Below are 19,992 nucleotides of genomic sequence, written 5' to 3'. Positions count from 1 at the left end.
TCCGCCGCGCGGGCGCGGCCAGCCCCCACGCACCCGCGGAGACTCACCCCCCGCCGGAACCCCACGGCACCTGCGGCGACCGATACCACTCCATGCCCAGCGCATCCCACCGCTCGGCCTGCGCGGCGAGCCGCACCCTGTACCGCTCCCAGTCGTGCGTGGCCGCCGGCGACCAGCCCAGCTCGGCGACGCCCGGCAGGCGCGGGAACGCCATGTACTCGATGTGCCCGGAGTTCTCGATCGTCTCCGACCACATCGGCGCCTCCACGCCCCGTACGGCATCCGCCGGCACCCCGGGCAGATACGCCCCCGGGTCCCAGTCGTAGGACCGCCGCACCTCGACGTACCCCGCCCAGGACAGCCCCAGCGGCGTGTCCTCGGTGTACTTCATGTCGAGGTACACCCGGTCGGCCGGGGACAGGATCAGCCCCGTCCCGCTCTGCGCGGCCTTGACCACCCGCGCCTTCTCCTCCGGGCTCGTGCGGTCCAGTCCCCAGTACTGCGCGAGGGCGCCCTTCGCCGGGTTCGCGCCGGTCAGCTGGTGCCAGCCGACGACCGTCTTGCCGTACTTCGCGACGACCGGCTGCACCCGGTCCATGAACGTCACGTAGTCCTCGTGACTGGTGGAGTGCGCCTCGTCGCCCCCGATGTGCAGGTAGCGGCCCGGCGTGAGCGCGGCCAGCTCCCGGATCACGTCGTCGACGAAGTCGTACGTGATCTCCTTGCCGACGCACAGCGAGCTGAAGCCCACCTCGGTGCCGGTGTACAGCGGGGGTGCCACGCCGTCGCAGTTCAGGTCGGCGTAGGAGGCGAGGGCCGCGTTGGTGTGGCCCGGCATGTCGATCTCGGGGACGACCTCCAGGTGGCGGGAGGCGGCGTACCGCACGATCTCCTTGTACTGCGCCTTGGTGTAGTAGCCGCCGGGGCCGCCGCCCACCTGCGTGGAGCCGCCGTGGGTCGCCAGGCGCGGCCAGGAGTCGACGGCGATGCGCCAGCCCTGGTCGTCGCTGAGGTGCAGGTGCAGCTTGTTGAACTTGTAGAGGGCGAGCTGGTCGACGTAGCGCTTGACCTGGTCGACGGTGAAGAAGTGCCGGGAGACGTCCAGCATGGCCCCGCGCCAGCCGTAGCGCGGGCTGTCGGTGATGGTGCCGCCGGCGACCGGCCAGGGGCCGGGCTGGACGGTGTCCTTCTCGACGGCCGCCGGGAGGAGCTGGCGCAGGGTCTGGACGCCGTGGAAGAGGCCGGCGGGGGTCCCGGCGCTGATCGTGACGCCGCGGCGGCCGCTGTCCAGCCGGTAGCCCTCGGGCCCGTGGTCGCCCCGGTCGAGCCGGAGCCGGATGCCGCCCGCCCCTTCGGTGGTGACCGGGAGGCGGTAGCCGGTGGAGGGCCGCAGGACACCGGCGAGGTACTCGGCGACGCGGTGTGCCTCCCGCGGGCCGTCGACGCGGATGTGGGTGCCGCGGGTGATGCGGTACGGGCTGCCGCCGGGTTCGGCGGAGGCGGGGGCCGGTACGACCCGGTCGAGCGGGGTGGGGGTCACCGCCTGCGCCGGAGCGGCCCCGGTGACGCCGACGCCCACCGCGACGAGCAGCAGGGATCCGAGAAGGCGAAGCGCTCTGTGGTGCTGTCGTGCGAGACCGTCTCTCACAAAACCGTCCCTTCCGTGAGCCGTTGAGCTCCAAGAGGTCTGGACCACTATCCCGGGACACTGATGGAACAATCCACCCCATGGCGGAAATCATCCAGAAGGACGGCTCGTGGATCTTCGACGGCGAGACCCTGCGACTGACTCCCGGACGGGACAAGAACGTCGGCCTGTTACGCCGGGAGCTGGGGGAACTGGTCGTCCCGCTGGGCGCGTTGGCGGGGATCTCGTTCGAGCAGGGCAAGAGGAGCGGACGGCTGCGGCTGCGCCTGCGGGACGGCGCCGATCCCCTGCTGCAGGCGACCGGCGGACGGCTCACCGAGCCCCATGACCCGTACCAGCTGACGGTCGAGTCCGACCGCTACGGGGTCGCCGAGTACGTCGCGGACGAGGTCCGCAACGCGCTGCTGCTGGACCAGGTGCCGTCCGGCCCCGTGACCGAGTACCTGCTGCCGGGCCCGGCCGTCCCGCTGTCGGTCTCCGCCGGGGACGGCACCGCCGGTTTCGACGGGGAGCGCATACGCCTGGAGTGGAACTGGAAGACGGAGGACGCCAAGGCCGCCGCCGGCGCCCGCACCCTCGCGCTGGAGGACATCACGGGCGTGGAGTGGCAGCCCGCGGCCGGACTGGAGAACGGCCACCTCCGCTTCACCGTGCGGAACGCGCCCACCAAGGCCCCGCCCAAGTACGACCCGAACGCCGTGGAGCTGTGGGGCTTCAGGAAGGACCCGCTGATGGCCCTGGTCGCCGCGGCGGTCCAGGCGCGGCTCCCGCACCCGGCCCGGGCCGCCCTCCCGGCCGGCACCCGGCCGGAGCCGCCCGCCGCACCGGCCGCCAGCGCCGAGGACGATCACGACGCCCTGCTGCGCCGCCTGCGCGAGCTGGGCGACCTGCACCGCACGGGCGTGCTGACCGACGACGAGTTCGCCCTGGCCAAGCAGGCGGTCCTCAAGCGGATGTGAGACCTGCGGGGCGTCCCGCAGCCGCCCCGCCCGGGTCACCTGTACGGAAAGCTCATATATACAGGAAGCTCGTAGGCCGCTGCCCGAAAACGGGCAGAATTCTTGCGAAAGGCGCGCCCGTGCTTCAGGATCTACCGGGTGCACGACGAACTCGTTGATCATCTGACGCGGTCCAGCCCTCTCAGCAGGGGCGAGGCGCTGCGGGTGATCCAGGACGTGCTCGCCTACTTCGACGAGACGACCGAGGAGTACGTCCGTCGCCGCCACCGCGAGCTCCAGGCCCAGGGCCTGGTCAACGCGGCGATCTTCGAGCGGATCGAGGCGGACCTCAAGTACCGCGCGGTGGCCCCGCCGGAGCTCTCGCTCCGGCAGCTGCGGCGCATCGTCTACGGCTAGGAATACGTATACATGTGCGGAATCGTCGGATACATCGGGAAGCGTGACGTCGCTCCCCTGCTCCTGGAGGGCCTGCAGCGCCTGGAGTACCGCGGCTACGACTCCGCGGGCATCGTCGTCACCTCCCCGAAGGCCTCCGGCCTGAGGATGGTCAAGGCCAAGGGCCGCGTCCGCGACCTGGAGGCCAAGGTCCCGGCCCGCTTCAAGGGCACCACCGGCATCGCCCACACCCGCTGGGCGACCCACGGCGCCCCCTCCGACGTGAACGCGCACCCGCACCTGGACGCCGAGGGCAAGGTCGCCGTCGTCCACAACGGCATCATCGACAACGCCTCCGACCTGCGCCGCAAGCTGGAGGCGGACGGCGTCGAGTTCCTCTCCGAGACCGACACCGAGGTTCTGGTGCACCTCATCGCCCGCTCGCAGGCGACCAAGCTGGAGGACAAGGTCCGCGAGACCCTCCGGCTCATCGAGGGCACCTACGGCATCGCCGTCATGCACGCCGACTTCCCCGACCGCATCGTCGTCGCCCGCAACGGCTCCCCGGTCGTCCTCGGCATCGGCGAGAAGGAGATGTTCGTCGCCTCGGACATAGCCGCGCTGGTCACCCACACCCGCCAGATCGTCACCCTCGACGACGGCGAGATGGCCACCCTCAAGGCCGACGACTTCCGCACCTACACCACCGAGGGCACGCGCACCACCGCCGAGCCCACCACCGTCGAGTGGGAGGCCGCCTCCTACGACATGGGCGGCCACGACACCTACATGCACAAGGAGATCCACGAGCAGGCCGACGCCGTGGACCGCGTGCTGCGCGGCCGCATCGACGACCGCTTCTCCACCGTGCACCTGGGCGGCCTCAACCTGGACGCCCGCGAGGCCCGGCGCATCCGCCGCGTGAAGATCCTCGGCTGCGGCACCTCGTACCACGCGGGCATGATCGGCGCCCAGATGATCGAGGAGCTGGCCCGCATCCCCGCCGACGCCGAACCGGCCTCGGAGTTCCGCTACCGCAACGCGGTCGTCGACCCCGACACCCTCTACGTCGCCGTCTCCCAGTCCGGCGAGACCTACGACGTGCTGGCCGCCGTGCAGGAGCTGAAGCGCAAGGGCGCCCGCGTCCTGGGCGTGGTGAACGTGGTCGGCTCGGCGATCGCCCGCGAGGCCGACGGCGGCATCTACGTGCACGCCGGCCCCGAGGTCTGCGTGGTCTCCACCAAGTGCTTCACCAACACCACGGTCGCCTTCGCCCTCCTCGCGCTGCACCTCGGCCGCACCCGCGACCTGTCGGTGCGCGACGGCAAGCGGATCATCGAGGGCCTGCGCAAGCTGCCCGCGCAGATCGCCGAGATCATGGAGCAGGAGGAGGACGTCAGGAAGCTGGCCCAGCAGTTCGCGGACGCCCGCTCGATGCTCTTCATCGGCCGCGTCCGGGGCTACCCGGTGGCCCGCGAGGCCTCCCTGAAGCTCAAGGAGGTCTCCTACATCCACGCCGAGGCCTACCCCGCCTCCGAGCTCAAGCACGGCCCCCTGGCCCTGATCGAGCCGGCCCTGCCGACGGTCGCGATCGTCCCCGACGACGACCTGCTGGAGAAGAACCGCGCCGCCATGGAGGAGATCAAGGCCCGCAGCGGCAAGATCCTCGCGGTGGCCCACCAGCACCAGGAGAAGGCCGACGAGACGATCGTCGTCCCGAAGAACGAGGACGAGCTGGACCCGATCCTGATGGGCATCCCGCTCCAGCTCCTGGCGTACCACACGGCCCTGGCCCTCGGCCGCGACATCGACAAGCCGAGGAACCTGGCCAAGTCGGTGACGGTGGAGTAGCCGGCCTTCCCCTCTCAGGGGCGCGGGGCTGTATCGATGTGCGGCTTCGCCGCGTGAGCGCGAACAGCCCCCCGCGCGAACAGCCCCCGCCCACCCGCACAGGCCGGACAAGAAGACGGACCCCCATGCGCTGCCGCCGACGCGCGGGGGTCCGTTTTCACACGCCGGGGCCGCCCAATACCCCGACGCCGGCTGCCGTTTCAGCCGGTGGCCGTCACTCCCCGGCCGGCAGCACGCCTGGGAAGAGCGGTCGGCCAGTGCGCCAACGCGGCCGTCGCCGCGTACCACGCCACCGCACCCGCGGCGACGGCGAACCAGCCCCCGGCCTTCGCGAGCCCGTCGCTGTCCGCGAACGCGGCGATCGCGAGCAGCAGCAGCGACACACAGAACAGGCCGTGCGCGCCCCGCCCCAGCTGATCGCCGCCCGCCAGCGTGAGGGACAGCGCCACCAGGGCGAACAGCAGCAGGAACACTCCCGCCCCGTTGCCGGCGGCGTCGGACACGGCCCAGGTGAACCACAGGGCCCCGAGCACGGTGAACGCCGTGCCACCGGCGGCGTCCCCCTCGCGCAGGGACAGCAGCCCGGCGGCGAAGAGGGCGACTCCCCCCACCCACTGGGCGATTGACGCGGCGTCAGCGGCTGACACACCGTCGATCACGGCGGTGTGCCCCAGCCCGAAAGCCAACAGGGTGATTCCGAGGGCGAGTCGACCGGCCACGGTCGTGATTCCGCTTCCCGCGGAGACGTCTTTGTCCACGGCGGGCTCCCTTCGTGCAGGTGCAGTGGTGCGGTGTTCCGTATATGCCCTTCACAAGGGCACAAACACCTCTACGCGTGGGTAGATTCACGCGTGGCACAAGGAAGTTGGCGGACTGCTCCGGGGCGTCAGGGAATGACGATGACGGGCCGCTGCGCCCGCTTGGCGAGCCGCCCCGCGACGGAGCCGAAGATCCGGCCCACGATGCCGTGCGTCGAGCCGACGACGATCGCGTCGGCCTCGTACTCCCGGCCGACCTCTTCGAGTTCGTGGCAGATGTCGCCGCCGCGCTCGACCAGGATCCAGGGCACCTCGGCGAGGTAGTCCGCACAGGCCAGCTCCAGGCCGAGCACCTCGGTGCGGTGGTCCGGCACGTCCACGAACACGGGCGGCTCGCAGCCGGCCCACACCGTGGTCGGCAGCCGGTTCGCGACATGCACGATGATCAGGCCCGACCCGGAGCGATGGGCCATGCCGATCGCGTACGCCAGGGCGCGCTCGCTGGACGTGGAGCCGTCGAAGCCGACGACGACCCCGTGCTTGAAGGCGGGATCGCAGGAGTGGCGTGGCTCATCCGCCGCCAAGGGCTCGGCCGCCGTGGGATCGGCGACGGGCCGCTTGCGGTCCGCGGGTTCGAAGAATTCGTGACCGGCCATGGCTGTCTCGGCGTTGTGATCCTTTATGGGTGGGACATCAGTGTGCGGCGGAGCTGTGTCCGGGAATGGTCTTCCCAACCCCATACCCCCAAGGGTACGGCGGCACGCCTCCTTGGCCCAGCTCCCGCTCGCCGTGCGTGCGGGTTCCAGGGAGCATGCACGAGGCGACGCCCGTAACGCAATGGTTGCTGCCCTGTACAGGCGGTTTGCACGGGATTCAATTACCCGCGGGGGTGATCGGCGCCACCGGTGACCGACTCCCGGGCCGCGCGTTGAACACCACGAACCACGCCACAGGGAGCACCCATGCCCGGACCCCGCACCGCCGCCGAGGCGGACCGCGCGACCCCGCCGCCGCGGGACAGCGCGACGGACGTGGTCCGCTGGGCGGCCTTCAGCTGCCTGCTCGTCCCGGTCGTGCTGCTCGGCTACGGCACCTCGCTCGCCGGTGCCGCCGGCACCGCGCTCGGCCTCGCCGCCGTCACGGGCGCCTGCCGGTTCCTGCTGCGCCAGTCGGAGCGCGGCGCCGCCCGGCTCGCGGCCGAGGACCGGGCGCCCCACCGGGGCCGGCGGCACCGCACCGGAACGGGCACACACCGGGGCGGACGGCACACTGGAGGGGATACACCGGTCGGCTGACCGGTTTCCGCGCACGCGTGCGCTGCTTTTCAGCCAACTTCCCGCACCTGTGCATCACCCCGCCGAAGCACCCCCCAACCCCCGTTCGACCTGCGCGGAAAGGGCCTCAGGGGCCCTGCGCACCCTACGTGGATTGGCCACTGCGACAAGGCGCACTTCCCTGCACGCCCCACGAGTGCAACGCTTCGTGATCGAATGCTTCACGCCAAGTTGCCAAGTCGACAATGTGCCGAGTGACGAACCGGCCACTGCGGCACGACCGGACACAGTAGATTCGATCTTGACTGTCTACGGCGGGGGACTCGTGCAGGACCGAGGGGAAACGTGCAGGAGCGACACAACCGAGGAGCCGCGACCACCGAGGGGGGCTTAGCAGTATGAGCCACGACTCCACTGCCGCGCCGGAAGCCGCGGCCCGGAAGCTTTCCGGGCGACGTCGCAAGGAGATCGTCGCGGTGCTGCTGTTCAGCGGCGGCCCCATTTTCGAGAGTTCCATACCACTGTCGGTGTTCGGGATCGACCGCCAGGACGCCGGCGTACCGCGCTACCGACTGCTGGTGTGCGGCGGTGAGGACGGCCCCCTGCGGACCACAGGGGGCCTGGAACTCAGCGCACCGCATGGCCTGGAAGCGATCTCACGCGCGGGCACGGTCGTCGTACCGGCCTGGCGTTCGATCACTTCCCCGCCACCGGACGACGCGCTCGACGCGCTGCGCCGCGCCCACGAGGAGGGCGCCCGCATCGTCGGGCTGTGCACCGGCGCCTTCGTCCTCGCGGCGGCGGGCCTGCTGGACGGCCGCCCCGCGACGACACACTGGATGTACGCACCGACGCTGGCCAAGCGCTATCCGTCGGTGCACGTGGACCCGCGTGAGCTGTTCGTCGACGACGGCGACGTGCTCACGTCGGCGGGGACCGCGGCGGGCATCGACCTGTGCCTGCACATCGTGCGCACGGACCACGGCAACGAGGCGGCCGGCGCCCTGGCCCGGCGGCTCGTCGTGCCGCCGCGCCGCAGCGGCGGGCAGGAGCGCTACCTCGACAGGTCTTTACCCGAGGAGATCGGCGCCGACCCGCTCGCCGAGGTCGTCGCCTGGGCCCTGGAGCACCTCCACGAGCAGTTCGACGTGGAGACCCTGGCGGCCCGCGCGTACATGAGCCGGCGGACGTTCGACCGCCGCTTCCGCTCGCTGACCGGGAGCGCGCCGCTGCAGTGGCTGATCACTCAGCGGGTGCTCCAGGCGCAGCGCCTGCTGGAGACGTCGGACTACTCGGTGGACGAGGTCGCGGGGCGCTGCGGCTTCCGGTCGCCGGTGGCCCTGCGCGGGCACTTCCGCCGCCAGCTGGGCTCGTCGCCGGCCGCGTACCGGGCGGCGTACCGCGCCCGGCGCCCGCAGGGCGAGCGGCCCCAGGACACCGAGTCCGCCCCGGGCGGTCCCGGGCCGGGCGGTCCGGGCCACCCCGGGCACCCGGGCCACGGCGGTCATCCCGGCCACCCCGGCCAGGCACCGGCCGCCCTGCATCCGGAGCACCCGGTGCCGCTCCAGTCCCGCCGTACGGCGGCGGCGAGCGCGGTCGGGGCGTCGCCGGCCCTGTCGGCCAGCCTGCCGGGGCAGCGCAGCGCGACATGAGGTGGTGACAGGGCCCGCGGGGACAGCGTCCTCGCGGGCCCTGTGCCTTTCCCGGCACCGTCGGCACCGCCCGCGGCGGCGAGCCGTAAGGTGAGGAACATGAACGATCGCATGGTGTGGATCGACTGCGAGATGACCGGCCTCTCGCTGTCGGACGACGCGCTCATCGAGGTGGCCGCCCTCGTCACGGACTCCGAGCTGAACGTGCTCGGCGAGGGCGTGGACATCGTCATCCGGCCGCCGGACCAGGCGCTGGAGACGATGCCGGAGGTGGTGCGTCAGATGCACACCGCGTCCGGACTCCTCGCCGAGCTGCCGAACGGCACGACGCTGAAGGACGCCGAGGACCAGGTCCTGACGTATGTGCGGGAGTTCGTCAAGGAGCCGGGCAAGGCCCCGCTGTGCGGCAACTCCGTCGGCACCGACCGCGGCTTCCTGCTGCGCGACATGCCGACGCTGGAGGACTACCTCCACTACCGGATCGTCGACGTGTCGTCGATCAAGGAGCTGGCCCGTCGCTGGTACCCGCGGGCGTACTTCAACAGCCCGCAGAAGAACGGCAACCACCGCGCGCTCGCCGACATCCGCGAGTCGATCGCGGAACTGCGGTACTACCGTGAGGCCGTCTTCGTCCCGCAGCCCGGCCCCGACTCGGAGACCGCGCGGGCGATCGCGGCGAAGCACGTCCTGCCTGCCCAGTAGGCGTGACAGGGGCCCGACGCGGGGGCCACCGGGAAAGCCTGGCGCGAGCACCCCTTCGGACCCTGTACACTTTTTCTCGGCCGGTCGGGGAACGCACTGATCTCCAAGCCGGTCATGGTGGGTGTAGCTCAGCTGGTAGAGCACCTGGTTGTGGTCCAGGATGCCGCGGGTTCGAGTCCCGTCACTCACCCTGTGAAGAAGAGGGGCTGCTCCGGGAGACCGGGGCAGCCCCTCTTCTCGTGTCGCGGCGGCACCCGGCCGCACCCCCCGGCGCGGCCCGGGCCGGCGTCAGGACGACGCCCGGGACACCAGCTTCGTGGCCAGCACCAGCTGGTGGCGCTCCAGGCTCCGGGACGCCGACGGGCGGCGGTCGGCGATCTCCGCGAGGAGGAGGTCGATCATCCGGCGGCCCATCTCCTCGATCGGCTGGCGGACGCTGGTGAGGGGCGGGTCCATGTGGCGGGCGATGGCCGAGTCGTCGTAGCCGACGAGCGCCACGTCGTCGGGGATGCGGCGGCCCGCCTCGCGCAGGGCCTGCCGGGCGCCGGCCGCCGTGACGTCGGAGGCCGCGAAGACCGCGTCCAGGTCCGGGTGGCGCTCCAGCAGCGCCGTCATCGCGCGCAGACCGCCCTCCTCGGTGAAGTCGCCCGGCTCGATCAGCGTCTCGGTGTCCTCGTGGCCCGCCTCGCGCAGGGCGTCGCGGTAGCCGTCGATACGGCGCTGGGCGCCGTAGACGTCGAGCCGTCCGGTGATGTGGGCTATCCGGCGGCGGCCGCGGGAGAGCAGGTGCTCGACGGCCTGACGGGCCCCGCCGTAGTTGTCCGAGTCCACCGAGGCCAGCGTCTCCGTGGCGGATCGGGGACCGCTGATGACCGCCGGGATCTCCAGCTGGGCCAGCAGGTCGGGCAGTGGGTCGTCGGCGTGCACCGAGACGAGCAGGACGCCGTCCACCCGGTGGGCGGCCAGGTACTGGGCCAGGCGCTGACGTTCGCGGTCGCTGCCCGCGAAGATCAGCAGCAGCTGCATCTCCGTCTCGGACAGCTCCGCCCCGACACCCTTGAGCATGTCGGAGAAGTACGGCTCCGCGAAGAACCGCGTCTCCGGCTCGGGCACGACCAGCGCGATCGCGTCCGTGCGGTTGGCGGCCAGGGCGCGGGCCGCGGTGTTGGGGACGTAGCCGAGCTCGGCGACCGCCGCCTCGACGGCCGCGCGGGTCGCGTCGCTGACCCGGGGCGAGCCGTTGATCACCCGGGAGACGGTGCCGCGGCCCACACCGGCGCGGGCCGCCACCTCTTCGAGGGTGGGCCGGCCCCCGCTCCGGCCCCGCACTCCGTGGCTTGCCATGGGCCCCGCCTTCCTTCGTGTGTCACGCTGGCTGGAATCTAACAGCCCCGTCAGAGCCGGTGACCGCCCCTGCCGGCCAGGGTCTCCGGGAACTCCGCTTCGGCCCGGACGCACCCGGCGGAGCGCGGGGTGACTGAAACGAGTCAACCTCGCACACCCGCGCACGGCTCCACGGGTCCAGTTAACAGCCCGATAACTGAACGCATCTCGCGGCGCTCGTTCCCTTGACACCCTCGCCCCGACCCGCAACCCTTCAACACATCACTGGTGGGAGCGCTCCCACAGTACCTGACACATACACATCCCGCACGTTCCCCGCCCGAGCCGCAGCGAGTAAAAAGGGCCCAACAATGCAGTTGGCCCGGGGGGTCGGCACGTCAGGGCAACAGGAGGACCTCAGATGCGAGCACGTAAGGCGGTAGTGCTGGCGGCGGTGGCGTCGCTGGGCGCCGGGCTGCTGGCCGGTTGTGCCGACGACGGCGGCAACGACTCGGGATCGTCGGGCGGCGGTGACGGCAAGACCGTCATCACCCTGGGTCTCTTCGGCACCTTCGGCTTCAAGGAGGCCGGGCTCTACGAGGAGTACGAGAAGACCCACCCGAACATCAAGATCCAGGAGAACGTCACCGAGCGCAACGAGAACTACTACCCCGCGCTGGTCAACCACCTCACCACCAACAGCGGCCTGATGGACATCCAGGGCGTCGAGGTCGGCAACATCGCCGAGGTGGTCGCCACGCAGGCCGGCAAGCTCGAGGACCTCTCGAAGGCGCCCGGCGTGAAGAAGGACAACTACCTCGACTGGAAGTGGCAGCAGGCCACCACCAAGGACGGCCAGACCATCGGTCTGGGCACCGACGTCGGCCCGATGGCCATCTGCTACCGCAAGGACCTCTTCGAGAAGGCCGGTCTGCCGACCGACCGCGAGGAACTCGCGAAGATGTGGTCGGGCGACTGGCAGAAGCTGATCGACGTCGGCCAGAAGTACAAGAAGAAGGCGCCCGCGGGCACCACCTTCATGGACTCCCCCGGCGGCCTGATGAGCGCCATCATGTCCAGCGAGAAGGTCCGCTACTACGACGAGTCCGGCAAGGTCATCTACAAGGACAACCCGGTCGTCAAGAAGTCGTTCATGATGACCGCCGAGGCGGCCGAGGACGGTCTGGCGGGTGCGCAGACCCAGTTCCAGCCGGCCTGGGACACCACCATCGCCAACGGCAAGTTCGCGGCGATGTCCTGCCCGCCGTGGATGCTCGGCTACATCGAGAGCAAGTCCAAGCCGGAGGCCCAGGGCAAGTGGGACGTGGCGGCCGCGCCGAAGTCCGGCAACTGGGGCGGTTCCTTCCTCAGCGTGCCCAAGAGCGGCAAGCACGTGAAGGAGGCCACCGAGCTGGCCGCCTGGCTGACCGCGCCGGAGCAGCAGGCGAAGCTCTTCGAGAAGCGCGGCAGCTTCCCGAGCACGCCGTCGGCGTACGACACCCCGGCCGTGCAGAACGCGAAGAACAAGATGACCGGTGACGCCCCGATCGGCAAGATCTTCGCCGAGGCGGCCCAGACCAGTCCGGTCCAGGTCATCGGCCCGAAGGACCAGATCATCGGGTCGGCCCTGAACGACAACGGTCTCGTCCTGGTCACCAAGGGCAAGTCGCCCGAGGAGGCCTGGGAGACGGCCGTGAAGACCATCGACAACAACCTGGACAAGTGACCCGTATGGCCACCCGCCCCGACACCGCCGCGCTCCCCTCCAAGGAGGGGGGCGCGGCCCCGGCCGGTCCGGATCCGGCCGGGCGGTCCGCGTCGGCGGACGAGCGCCGCCGGGCCCGGCTGTCCCGCCGCTGGCAGCGGGACGTGCGCTGGAGCCCGTACGCCTTCGTCTCGCCCTTCTTCCTGCTGTTCGTCGCGTTCGGGCTGTTCCCGCTGATCTACACCGGCTGGGCCTCCCTGCACCAGGTGGAGCTCACGGCGCCCACCGACATGAACTGGGTGGGACTGCGCAACTACACCCGGATCTTCGACGACGACTTCTTCTGGAACGCGGCGAAGAACACCCTGACCATCGGCATCATCTCCACCGTTCCGCAGCTGCTGATGGCCATGGGCATCGCCCACATCCTGAACTACAAGCTGCGCGGCTCGACCTTCTACCGGGTCGTGATGCTCGCGCCGTACGCGACCTCGATCGCCGCCGCCTCGCTGGTCTTCGTGCTGCTCTTCGGCCGCGACTACGGCATGATCAACTGGGTCCTGAACACGGTCGGCATCGACCACATCGACTGGCAGAACGACCGGTGGCCGTCCCAGATCGCCGTCTCGACGATCATCATCTGGCGCTGGACCGGCTACAACGCGCTGATCTACCTGGCGGCGATGCAGGCCATCCCGAACGACCTGTACGAGTCGGCGGCGCTGGACGGCGCCAACCGCTGGCAGCAGTTCTTCCACGTGACGCTGCCGTCGCTGCGCCCGACGATCCTGTTCACGGTCGTGGTGTCGACCATCGGCGCCAGCCAGGTCTTCGGCGAGCCGCTGCTGTTCGACGCCAACAAGGGCGCCTCGGGCGGTGCGGAGCACCAGTTCCAGACGCTGGGCCTGTACCTGTACGAGCAGGGCTGGGTGAACCAGCACCTCGGCCGGGCCTCGGCCATCGCCTGGACGATGTTCCTCATCCTGATCGTCGTCGGCATCGTCAACTACGTCATCTCGCGCCGGCTGCGCGCCAGTAGCTAAGGAGTTGTGGCCGTGACGACGACTGTGACGCCCCCCGACACACCCCTCACCCCCGCCCAGGAGCAGAAGCGCTCGCGCCTGCCCAAGTCCGCGCGGGCGGGCGGGACCCTGCACGCCGGGCCGGTGGCCTACCTGGTCCTGGCCGTGTTCACCATCGTCTCGCTGTTCCCGCTGGTGTGGACGGCGATCGCCGCCTCGCGCGACAACGCGCGGCTGGCCCAGACGCCGCCGCCGTTCTGGTTCGGCTCCAACCTGTTCAGCAACCTGGAGATCGCCTGGCGGGACGCCAACCTGGGTGAGGCGTTCCTCAACACCACGATCGTGGCGGGCGTGTCCGCGGCGACCATCGTGTTCCTGTCGACGATCGCCGGGTTCGCCTTCGCCAAGCTGCGGTTCAAGGGCCGGGGCGCGATGATGCTGATCGTGATCGGCACGATGATGGTGCCGCCGCAGCTCAGTGTGATCCCGCTGTACATGATGGTCGCGAAGCTGGACTGGACCGACCAGTTGCAGGCGGTCATCTTCCCGTCTCTGGTCAGCGCGTTCGGTGTGTTCTTCATGCGCCAGTACCTGATCCAGGCGCTGCCGGACGAGATCATAGAGGCGGCCCGGGTGGACGGCGCGAGCAGCTGGCGCGTGATCTGGCACGTGGTGTTCCCCACCGCCCGGCCCGCGATGGCCGTGCTCGGCATGCTGATGTTCGTGCAGGCCTGGAACGACTTCCTGTGGCCGTTCCTGGTGCTGACCCAGACCGGCAACCCGACCGTGCAGGTCGCGATCGCGGGTCTCGGCCGCGGCTACACGCCGGACCAGTCGCTGATCATGGCGGGCGCGCTGCTGGGCACCCTGCCCCTGCTGCTGGTCTTCGCGATCTTCGGCAAGCAGATCGTGGGCGGCATCATGCAGGGCGCCGTCAAGGGCTGACGCCTTCATTCCGCATCTCCGGGGGCCGGGTCAGCGCCGCCTCGGCCCCGGATCCCCCTCCTTACTTTCTCGTGCCTCACCACGACCCCCTTTGGGAGCGCTTCCATGCCTGACTCCGAGAATTCGGCCGCCGCGGTCACCTTCCCTCCCGCCTTCCTCTGGGGCGCGGCGACGTCCGCGTACCAGATCGAGGGCGCGGTGCGGGAGGACGGCCGTACGCCGTCGATCTGGGACACCTTCAGCCATACCCCCGGCAAGACGGCCGGTGGCGACACCGGTGACATCGCTGTCGACCACTACCACCGCTATCGCGACGACGTGGCGCTGATGGCGGAGCTGGGCCTGGGCGCCTACCGCTTCTCCATCTCGTGGTCGCGGGTGCAGCCCACGGGCCGCGGTCCCGCCGTCCAGAAGGGCCTGGACTTCTACCGCCGGCTGGTGGACGAGCTGCTCTCCAAGGGCATCAAGCCGGCCGTCACGCTCTACCACTGGGACCTGCCGCAGGAGCTGGAGGACGCGGGCGGCTGGCCGGAGCGGGACACCGCGTACCGGTTCGCCGAGTACGCGCAGATCGTCGGTGAGGCGCTCGGCGACCGCGTCGAGCACTGGATGACGCTCAACGAGCCGTGGTGCGCCGCGTTCCTCGGGTACGCCTCGGGTGTGCACGCCCCGGGCCGTACGGAGCCGCTCGCCGCGCTGCGCGCCGCGCACCACCTGAACCTGGCGCACGGCCTGGGCGCCTCCGCGCTGCGGTCGGTGATGCCGGCCCGCAACCAGGTGGCGATCGCCCTGAACTCGGCGGTGGTGCGCCCGCTCTCGCAGGACCCGGCGGACCTGGCCGCGGCCCGCAGGATCGACGACCTGGCCAACGGCGTCTTCCACGGCCCGCTGCTGCACGGCGCCTACCCGGAGTCGCTGTACGTCACGACGGCCGGTGTCACGGACTGGGCCTTCGTCCAGGACGGCGACCTGGAGCTGATCAACCAGCCGCTGGACGCGCTGGGCCTCAACTACTACACGCCGTCGCTGGTGTCGGCGGCCGACCCGGCCGCTCCGGGTCCGCGCGCGGACGGGCACGGGGCGAGCGAGCACTCGCCGTGGCCGGGCGTGTCGGACGTCGCCTTCCACCAGACGCCGGGCGACCGCACCGAGATGGGCTGGACGATCGACCCGACCGGCCTGCACGAGCTGATCATGCGCTACTCCCGCGAGGCGCCGGGCCTGCCGCTGTACATCACCGAGAACGGCGCGGCCTACGACGACAAGATGGACTCCGACGGCCGCGTCCACGACCCGGAGCGGGTCGCCTACCTCCACGGCCACCTGTCGGCGGTCCGCCGCGCCATCACCGACGGCGCGGACGTCCGCGGCTACTTCCTGTGGTCCCTGCTGGACAACTTCGAGTGGGCGTACGGCTACGGCAAGCGCTTCGGCGCGGTGTACGTCGACTACGCGACGCTGGAGCGCACACCGAAGACGAGCGCCCGCTGGTACGGCCGCGCCGCCAGCACGGGCACGCTGCCGGAGGCCCAGGCGCTCTGAGCCGACGGAGGGCGGGGCGCGGCACGCTTAGGGGAGTGCCGCGCCCCGTCGTGCTGCTCCCGGTGTCAGCGGCGGGCGTTCGCCAGGAATCTGCGGGGACGCCGGCGCCGTATCTGGCGGTGGCCCCTGCTCGCGGGGGCCCGGCCGTCCAGCTGGATCCACATGCGCACCTCGGTCCCGCCGAGCACCGAGGAGCCGATGCGGACGTCACCGCCGGTGGACTCCGCGAGCCGGCGCACGATGTCCAGGCCGAGTCCGGTCGAGCCGTCGCTGCCGGAGCCGCGGCCCCGCGCCATCGCCGCCTGAGGGTCCGGTATGCCGGGGCCGGCGTCGGACACCAGGACGATCACCGCGTCCTCGCCGTTGTGCACGTCGACGGCGAAGGCGGTGCCCTCCGGGGTGTGCCGGAAGACGTTGCCGAGCAGCGCGTCGAGCGCGGCCGCCAGGTCGGCACGGGCCACGGGGATCCGCACCGGCCGGTCGGCCCCGGCCATCCGCCACTTGCGGCCCTCGTCCTCCGCGAGCGCCGACCAGAACGCCATCCGCTCCCGGACCACCTCGGCCGCGTCGCACCCGGCGCCGGGACCGGCGGCGGCCGTCTGCGGCTTGGCCTCGCGGGCGGTGCGGATGATGGTGTCGACCTCGCGCTCCAGCTGCTCGACCGCGGTCCGGGTCTGGTCGGCGGCCGGTCCGTCGCCGAGCGAGGCGGTGTTGAGCCGCAGCACGGTCAGGGGCGTGCGCAGCCGGTGGGACAGGTCGGCCGCCAGCTCCCGCTCGTTGGCCAGGAGCTGGACGACCTGGTCGGCCATCGAGTTGAACGCGACCGCCGCCAGGCGCAGTTCGGTCGGGCCCTCCTCGGGCACGCGGGCGCCGAGCTTGCCCTCGCCCAGTTCGTGCGCCCCCTCGACCAGGCGCTGGGCGGGCCGGACCATCCGCACGCCGAGCCGGTCGGCGACCGCGACCGAGCCGAGGACCAGCGCGACCCCGACCGCGGCGAGCACCGCCCAGGCCGTGCCCACGCCGTTGGTGACCTCGGACTCGGGCACGTACACCTCGACGACCGCGATCTCGCCGGTGCTGAGCGCGACCGGCTGGAGCAGGGTGGAACCGCCGGACACGCCGGTCGTGGAGGCGCGGCCCAGCCGGCGCACGGCCGTGACGTCCGCGTCGGCGGCGCGCCGCGGCCCGAGGTGGAGCGCCTTCTGGCCGTCGCCCGCGGGGATGTGCACGGCCATCCCGGCGTCGGAGCCGACGGAGGCGACGACCCGTTCGAGCTGGTCGCGGTCGGTGGTGATGGACAGGGCGGGGGCCACGGCCGCGGCCTCCCGCTCGGCGTTGGAGAAGGCACGGTCCCGGGCCATCTCGCGGATGACGAGCCCGAGCGGCACCGCGAAGGCGAGCACCACCATGGTGGTCACCGCGAGCGAGACCTTCACCAGGGCCCACCTCATCGCGGTGCCTCCGCGGCCGGCGGTTCGAGCTTCACGCCGACGCCGCGCAGGGTGTGCAGATAGCGGGGGTTGGCGGCCGTCTCGCCCAGTTTCCGCCGCAGCCAGGACAGATGGACGTCGATGGTCTGGTCGTCGCCGTAGGACTGCTGCCACACCTCGGCGAGCAGCTCCTTGCGGGGGACGACGACTCCGGGCCGGCGGGCCAGGAAGGCGAGCAGGTCGAACTCGCGGCGGGTGAGGTCGAGCCGGGCGCCGTCCAACTCGGCCTGGCGGCGCAGCGGATCGACGGTCAGGCCGCCGACCCGGATCACCGGGGACGGTTCCCCCGCTCCGGCTCCGGAGCGGGCGCGGCGCAGCACGGCGGCCATGCGGGCCGACAGGTGCTCGACCGAGAAGGGCTTGGTGAGGTAGTCGTCCGCCCCGGCGTTGAGCAGCCGGACGATCTCCGTCTCGTCGTCCCGGGCGGTGGCGACGATCACCGGCACGTCCGTGATGCCGCGCAGCATCTTCAGGGCCTCGGACCCGTCGAGATCGGGCAGTCCGAGGTCCAGGATGACCACGTCGAAACGGAAATGGGCGACCTCGCGCAGCGCTTCCAGTGCCGTCCCGACGCTGCGCACGGTGTGCGAGGCGTCGGTCAGATGCCGGATGAGCGCGGAGCGTACGAACTGGTCGTCCTCGACCACGAGCACACTTGCCATGCGCCGCACCGTACGCCATCGCGAACAGCCGGGTGCGGGCCTGTGGACAACTCCCCGGCTGGGGACAACCAGCCCCGTGCGGCGTCCGTTTGTGGACAACGCCCGGGACGCGTGAGGCAGTATGGCCGCGATGCGCAGAGGACTCGTACACGTACTGGCCTGGCTGCTCGCCACGGGCGCGGCGGTCACGCTGTCGTGGTGGGGTGTCCACACGGTGATGGCGGGCACGGCCTACGATCCGCCGCGCGCCCTGCCGATCAGGGCCGCCGACGCGCCTCCGCGGGAGCCGAAGCCGCCCGCCACTCCGTCGGAACGGGCGACTCCGTCGAAGCGGCCGGCGCCGAGCAGCACCCCGCCGAGGACCAGGAAGCCGAGCCCGTCCCGCACGCCGTCCGCCGGCCCTTCCCCCTCCCCCGCCGCGTCCGCCACCGGTGAGGTCAAGAGCTACGACACCGAGGGCGGCCGGGCGGTGTTCGACCTCGGCAGGGCGTCCGCCTCCCTCGTCTCGGCGACTCCCGGCGCGGGCTGGTCGATGCAGGTGTGGAAGACGGAGTCGTGGATCCGCGTGGAGTTCTCCTCGGGCGCGGACCGGGTGTCGGTGTTCTGCACCTGGCACGACGGGCCGCCGCGGGTGGAGATCGGCACGTACTGAACCCGGCCGGGGCGGTCGCCGACCGGCACGGTCATCTGAACACCGAGGCGGGCGGCGCGGGCGACGCCACCGCCGCCAGGTCCGTCACCGGCAGCGCGCCGCTCGTGAATTCCGTGAGGGATCTGCCGTGCTCGACCCGGCCGGGGTGCGGGTCGGAGGCGGCCCGGCGGGTCAGCTCGGCCAGGGGCAGCGGGGCGTCGGAGGCGACCAGGACGGCGTTCCCGAAGCGCTTGCCGCGCAGCACCGCCGGGTCCGCCACCAGGGCGAGCTCCCCGAAGCGGGCGGCGGCGGTGGCGATCTGGCCGCGCAGGTGGGCCAGCGGCGGGCCGTCGGCGAGGTTGGCGGCGTGGACACCGCCGGGTGCGAGGGCCCGGCGCACGTCGTCGAGGAACTCGGTCGAGGTCAGATGGGCCGGGGTGCGGGCGCCGCTGAACACGTCGGTGATCACGAGGTCGGCCCAGCCGTCCGGCACCTTGGCGAGCCCTTCGCGGGCGTCGGCGGACCGTACCCGGATGCGCGCGTTCGGGTCCAGCGGCAGCTCGCGGCGGACCAGCCGCACCAGGGCCGCGTCCCGTTCGACGACCTGCTGGGTGGAGCGGGGACGGGTGGCGGCGACGTAGCGGGCGAGGGTGAGCGCGCCGCCGCCGAGGTGCACGGCGCGCACGGGCCGGCCGGGCGGTGCGGCGAGGTCGATCACGTGCCCGAGCCGGCGCTGGTACTCGAAGGACAGGTACGCCGGGTCGTCGAGATCGACGTGGGACTGCGGGGCTCCGTCGATCACCAGGGTCCGGGCCCGGGGCCGGTCGCGGTCGGGTATCAGCTCGGCGAGCCCGCCGTCGACGCTCTCGACGACGGCCTCCGCGTCGGCCTGTCTGCGCCGGCCGCTCCTGGACTTCCCCATGGGGTCATTATCAGGGCGGGACCGGTAAGCGGTGCGTACGCTCCTCGCCGCACGGTGGCTCAGCGGCAGCTGTCGGCCGCTCTGATCATCCGGGCCGCCTCCCCCAGGGCCTCGCGCAGCACCGCCGGATCCGTCGCGAGGTCGGCCTCGCCGGGCGGCAGCAGCCAGTCCGAGCCCTGCACCGGGGGCTCGGGCGCCAGGGGCGTGCCGCGGCCGTCGGTCTCCGTGCAGGTGCTCCCGGGCACGTCCCACGCCGCGGCCGTACCGGGCGGGACCAGGAAGCCCAGGGTGTCGCCGCCGCCGTCGTGCAGGACGGGTCCGACGGCTTCCGCCGTCGCGCGCCGCAGGATGTCGACCGCCTCCAGACCCTGCCGCGCCGGCACCGTGACCACGTCGCAGCCGGGCGGCTCCGCGCCGCCGTCCGCGGCCGGTACGCGTACCGCCGTCAGCGGTGTACCCGACGGCGTACGAGGGTTGTTGATCCGGCTGGTCTGCATCCCGGCCTCCACCACGAGAACCCCTGCTTGGACG

At 71.7% G+C, this 19,992-nt stretch carries 19 protein-coding genes and 1 tRNA gene; 12 read left to right on the top strand and 8 right to left on the bottom strand.

What is annotated here, in order from left to right; translation table 11 throughout:
* Positions 1-43 precede the first annotated feature (43 nt).
* A complete protein-coding gene (locus ABZY20_RS28265) occupies positions 44-1,648 on the bottom strand; it encodes a beta-N-acetylhexosaminidase (RefSeq protein WP_356444883.1) in 1,605 nt (534 codons plus the stop codon).
* 80 nt (positions 1,649-1,728) lie between these two features.
* Here ABZY20_RS28265 and ABZY20_RS28260 point away from each other — a divergent pair, with 80 nt between their 5' ends.
* The 3 genes from ABZY20_RS28260 (at position 1,729) to glmS (ending at position 4,833) form a co-directional block, all read left to right on the top strand.
* Positions 1,729-2,607: a DUF4429 domain-containing protein gene (locus ABZY20_RS28260; protein ID WP_356444881.1), complete on the top strand. Its 879-nt coding sequence runs from the start codon at positions 1,729-1,731 to the stop codon at positions 2,605-2,607.
* 138 nt (positions 2,608-2,745) lie between these two features.
* Positions 2,746-3,003, top strand: a complete 258-nt coding sequence (locus tag ABZY20_RS28255; RefSeq protein ID WP_030241288.1) for a hypothetical protein — start codon at positions 2,746-2,748, stop codon at positions 3,001-3,003.
* 12 nt (positions 3,004-3,015) lie between these two features.
* On the top strand, positions 3,016-4,833 hold the full coding sequence (gene glmS, locus ABZY20_RS28250; protein ID WP_356444879.1) for a glutamine--fructose-6-phosphate transaminase (isomerizing): 1,818 nt from the start codon (positions 3,016-3,018) through the stop codon (positions 4,831-4,833).
* 200 nt (positions 4,834-5,033) lie between these two features.
* On the opposite strand, the gene ABZY20_RS28245 is transcribed toward glmS, so the two are convergent.
* Together ABZY20_RS28245 and ABZY20_RS28240 are read right to left on the bottom strand one after the other, a co-directional pair.
* A complete protein-coding gene (locus ABZY20_RS28245) occupies positions 5,034-5,591 on the bottom strand; it encodes a GPR1/FUN34/YaaH family transporter (RefSeq protein WP_356444877.1) in 558 nt (185 codons plus the stop codon).
* Positions 5,592-5,719: 128 nt separating this feature from the next.
* Positions 5,720-6,247 carry a universal stress protein gene (locus ABZY20_RS28240; protein WP_356444875.1) on the bottom strand — a complete coding sequence of 176 codons (528 nt, stop codon included), beginning with the start codon at positions 6,245-6,247 and terminating at the stop codon, positions 5,720-5,722.
* Positions 6,248-6,553: 306 nt separating this feature from the next.
* On the opposite strand from ABZY20_RS28240, the gene ABZY20_RS28235 reads away from it, so the two are divergent.
* The 4 genes from ABZY20_RS28235 (at position 6,554) to ABZY20_RS28220 (ending at position 9,409) form a co-directional block, all read left to right on the top strand.
* Positions 6,554-6,886 (top strand): hypothetical protein, encoded by a 333-nt coding sequence (locus ABZY20_RS28235; protein ID WP_356444873.1) that lies wholly within the window; start codon positions 6,554-6,556, stop codon positions 6,884-6,886.
* Positions 6,887-7,263: 377 nt separating this feature from the next.
* Positions 7,264-8,517, top strand: coding sequence for a helix-turn-helix domain-containing protein (locus ABZY20_RS28230; RefSeq protein WP_356444871.1), 1,254 nt, complete (start codon positions 7,264-7,266; stop codon positions 8,515-8,517).
* Positions 8,518-8,616: 99 nt separating this feature from the next.
* Entirely contained in the window at positions 8,617-9,219 is a 603-nt protein-coding gene (orn, locus tag ABZY20_RS28225) for an oligoribonuclease (RefSeq protein ID WP_356444869.1), read from the top strand.
* A gap of 117 nt (positions 9,220-9,336) precedes the next feature.
* Positions 9,337-9,409, top strand: a tRNA-His gene (locus ABZY20_RS28220).
* Between the two features lie 98 nt (positions 9,410-9,507).
* Here ABZY20_RS28220 and ABZY20_RS28215 read toward each other — a convergent pair.
* Positions 9,508-10,563, bottom strand: a complete 1,056-nt coding sequence (locus tag ABZY20_RS28215; protein ID WP_356444867.1) for a LacI family DNA-binding transcriptional regulator — start codon at positions 10,561-10,563, stop codon at positions 9,508-9,510.
* 400 nt (positions 10,564-10,963) lie between these two features.
* Between ABZY20_RS28215 and ABZY20_RS28210 the strand changes: the two genes are divergently transcribed.
* From ABZY20_RS28210 to ABZY20_RS28195, 4 genes are all read left to right on the top strand, one after another.
* Positions 10,964-12,268: an extracellular solute-binding protein gene (locus tag ABZY20_RS28210; RefSeq protein ID WP_356444865.1), complete on the top strand. Its 1,305-nt coding sequence runs from the start codon at positions 10,964-10,966 to the stop codon at positions 12,266-12,268.
* A 5-nt stretch (positions 12,269-12,273) separates the two neighbouring features.
* Positions 12,274-13,290, top strand: coding sequence for a sugar ABC transporter permease (locus ABZY20_RS28205; RefSeq protein WP_356445012.1), 1,017 nt, complete (start codon positions 12,274-12,276; stop codon positions 13,288-13,290).
* 12 nt (positions 13,291-13,302) lie between these two features.
* Positions 13,303-14,214 carry a carbohydrate ABC transporter permease gene (locus ABZY20_RS28200; protein ID WP_356444863.1) on the top strand — a complete coding sequence of 304 codons (912 nt, stop codon included), beginning with the start codon at positions 13,303-13,305 and terminating at the stop codon, positions 14,212-14,214.
* Positions 14,215-14,319: 105 nt separating this feature from the next.
* Positions 14,320-15,756, top strand: coding sequence for a GH1 family beta-glucosidase (locus ABZY20_RS28195; RefSeq protein WP_356444861.1), 1,437 nt, complete (start codon positions 14,320-14,322; stop codon positions 15,754-15,756).
* A 65-nt stretch (positions 15,757-15,821) separates the two neighbouring features.
* On the opposite strand, the gene ABZY20_RS28190 is transcribed toward ABZY20_RS28195, so the two are convergent.
* Both ABZY20_RS28190 and ABZY20_RS28185 read right to left on the bottom strand, forming a co-directional pair.
* Positions 15,822-17,207 (bottom strand): HAMP domain-containing sensor histidine kinase, encoded by a 1,386-nt coding sequence (locus ABZY20_RS28190; protein ID WP_356444859.1) that lies wholly within the window; start codon positions 17,205-17,207, stop codon positions 15,822-15,824.
* Positions 17,204-17,908 (bottom strand): response regulator transcription factor, encoded by a 705-nt coding sequence (locus tag ABZY20_RS28185; RefSeq protein ID WP_356444857.1) that lies wholly within the window; start codon positions 17,906-17,908, stop codon positions 17,204-17,206. The genes ABZY20_RS28190 and ABZY20_RS28185 overlap by 4 nt, the downstream gene beginning before the upstream one ends.
* Positions 17,909-18,038: 130 nt before the next feature.
* On the opposite strand from ABZY20_RS28185, the gene ABZY20_RS28180 reads away from it, so the two are divergent.
* On the top strand, positions 18,039-18,560 hold the full coding sequence (locus tag ABZY20_RS28180) for a hypothetical protein (protein ID WP_356444856.1): 522 nt from the start codon (positions 18,039-18,041) through the stop codon (positions 18,558-18,560).
* A 31-nt stretch (positions 18,561-18,591) separates the two neighbouring features.
* Here ABZY20_RS28180 and ABZY20_RS28175 read toward each other — a convergent pair whose 3' ends face one another.
* Positions 18,592-19,461: a fused MFS/spermidine synthase gene (locus ABZY20_RS28175; protein WP_356444854.1), complete on the bottom strand. Its 870-nt coding sequence runs from the start codon at positions 19,459-19,461 to the stop codon at positions 18,592-18,594.
* A 59-nt stretch (positions 19,462-19,520) separates the two neighbouring features.
* Positions 19,521-19,958 carry a hypothetical protein gene (locus ABZY20_RS28170; protein ID WP_356444852.1) on the bottom strand — a complete coding sequence of 146 codons (438 nt, stop codon included), beginning with the start codon at positions 19,956-19,958 and terminating at the stop codon, positions 19,521-19,523.
* Between the last annotated feature and the right edge of the window lie 34 nt (positions 19,959-19,992).

Origin of the sequence: Streptomyces sp. NPDC006624, from assembly GCF_040611555.1 — a bacterium.
Classification (GTDB): Bacteria; Actinomycetota; Actinomycetes; order Streptomycetales; family Streptomycetaceae; genus Streptomyces.
Note: the sequence above shows the minus strand (reverse complement) of the source record. Positions and strands in the feature narration are given on the sequence as shown.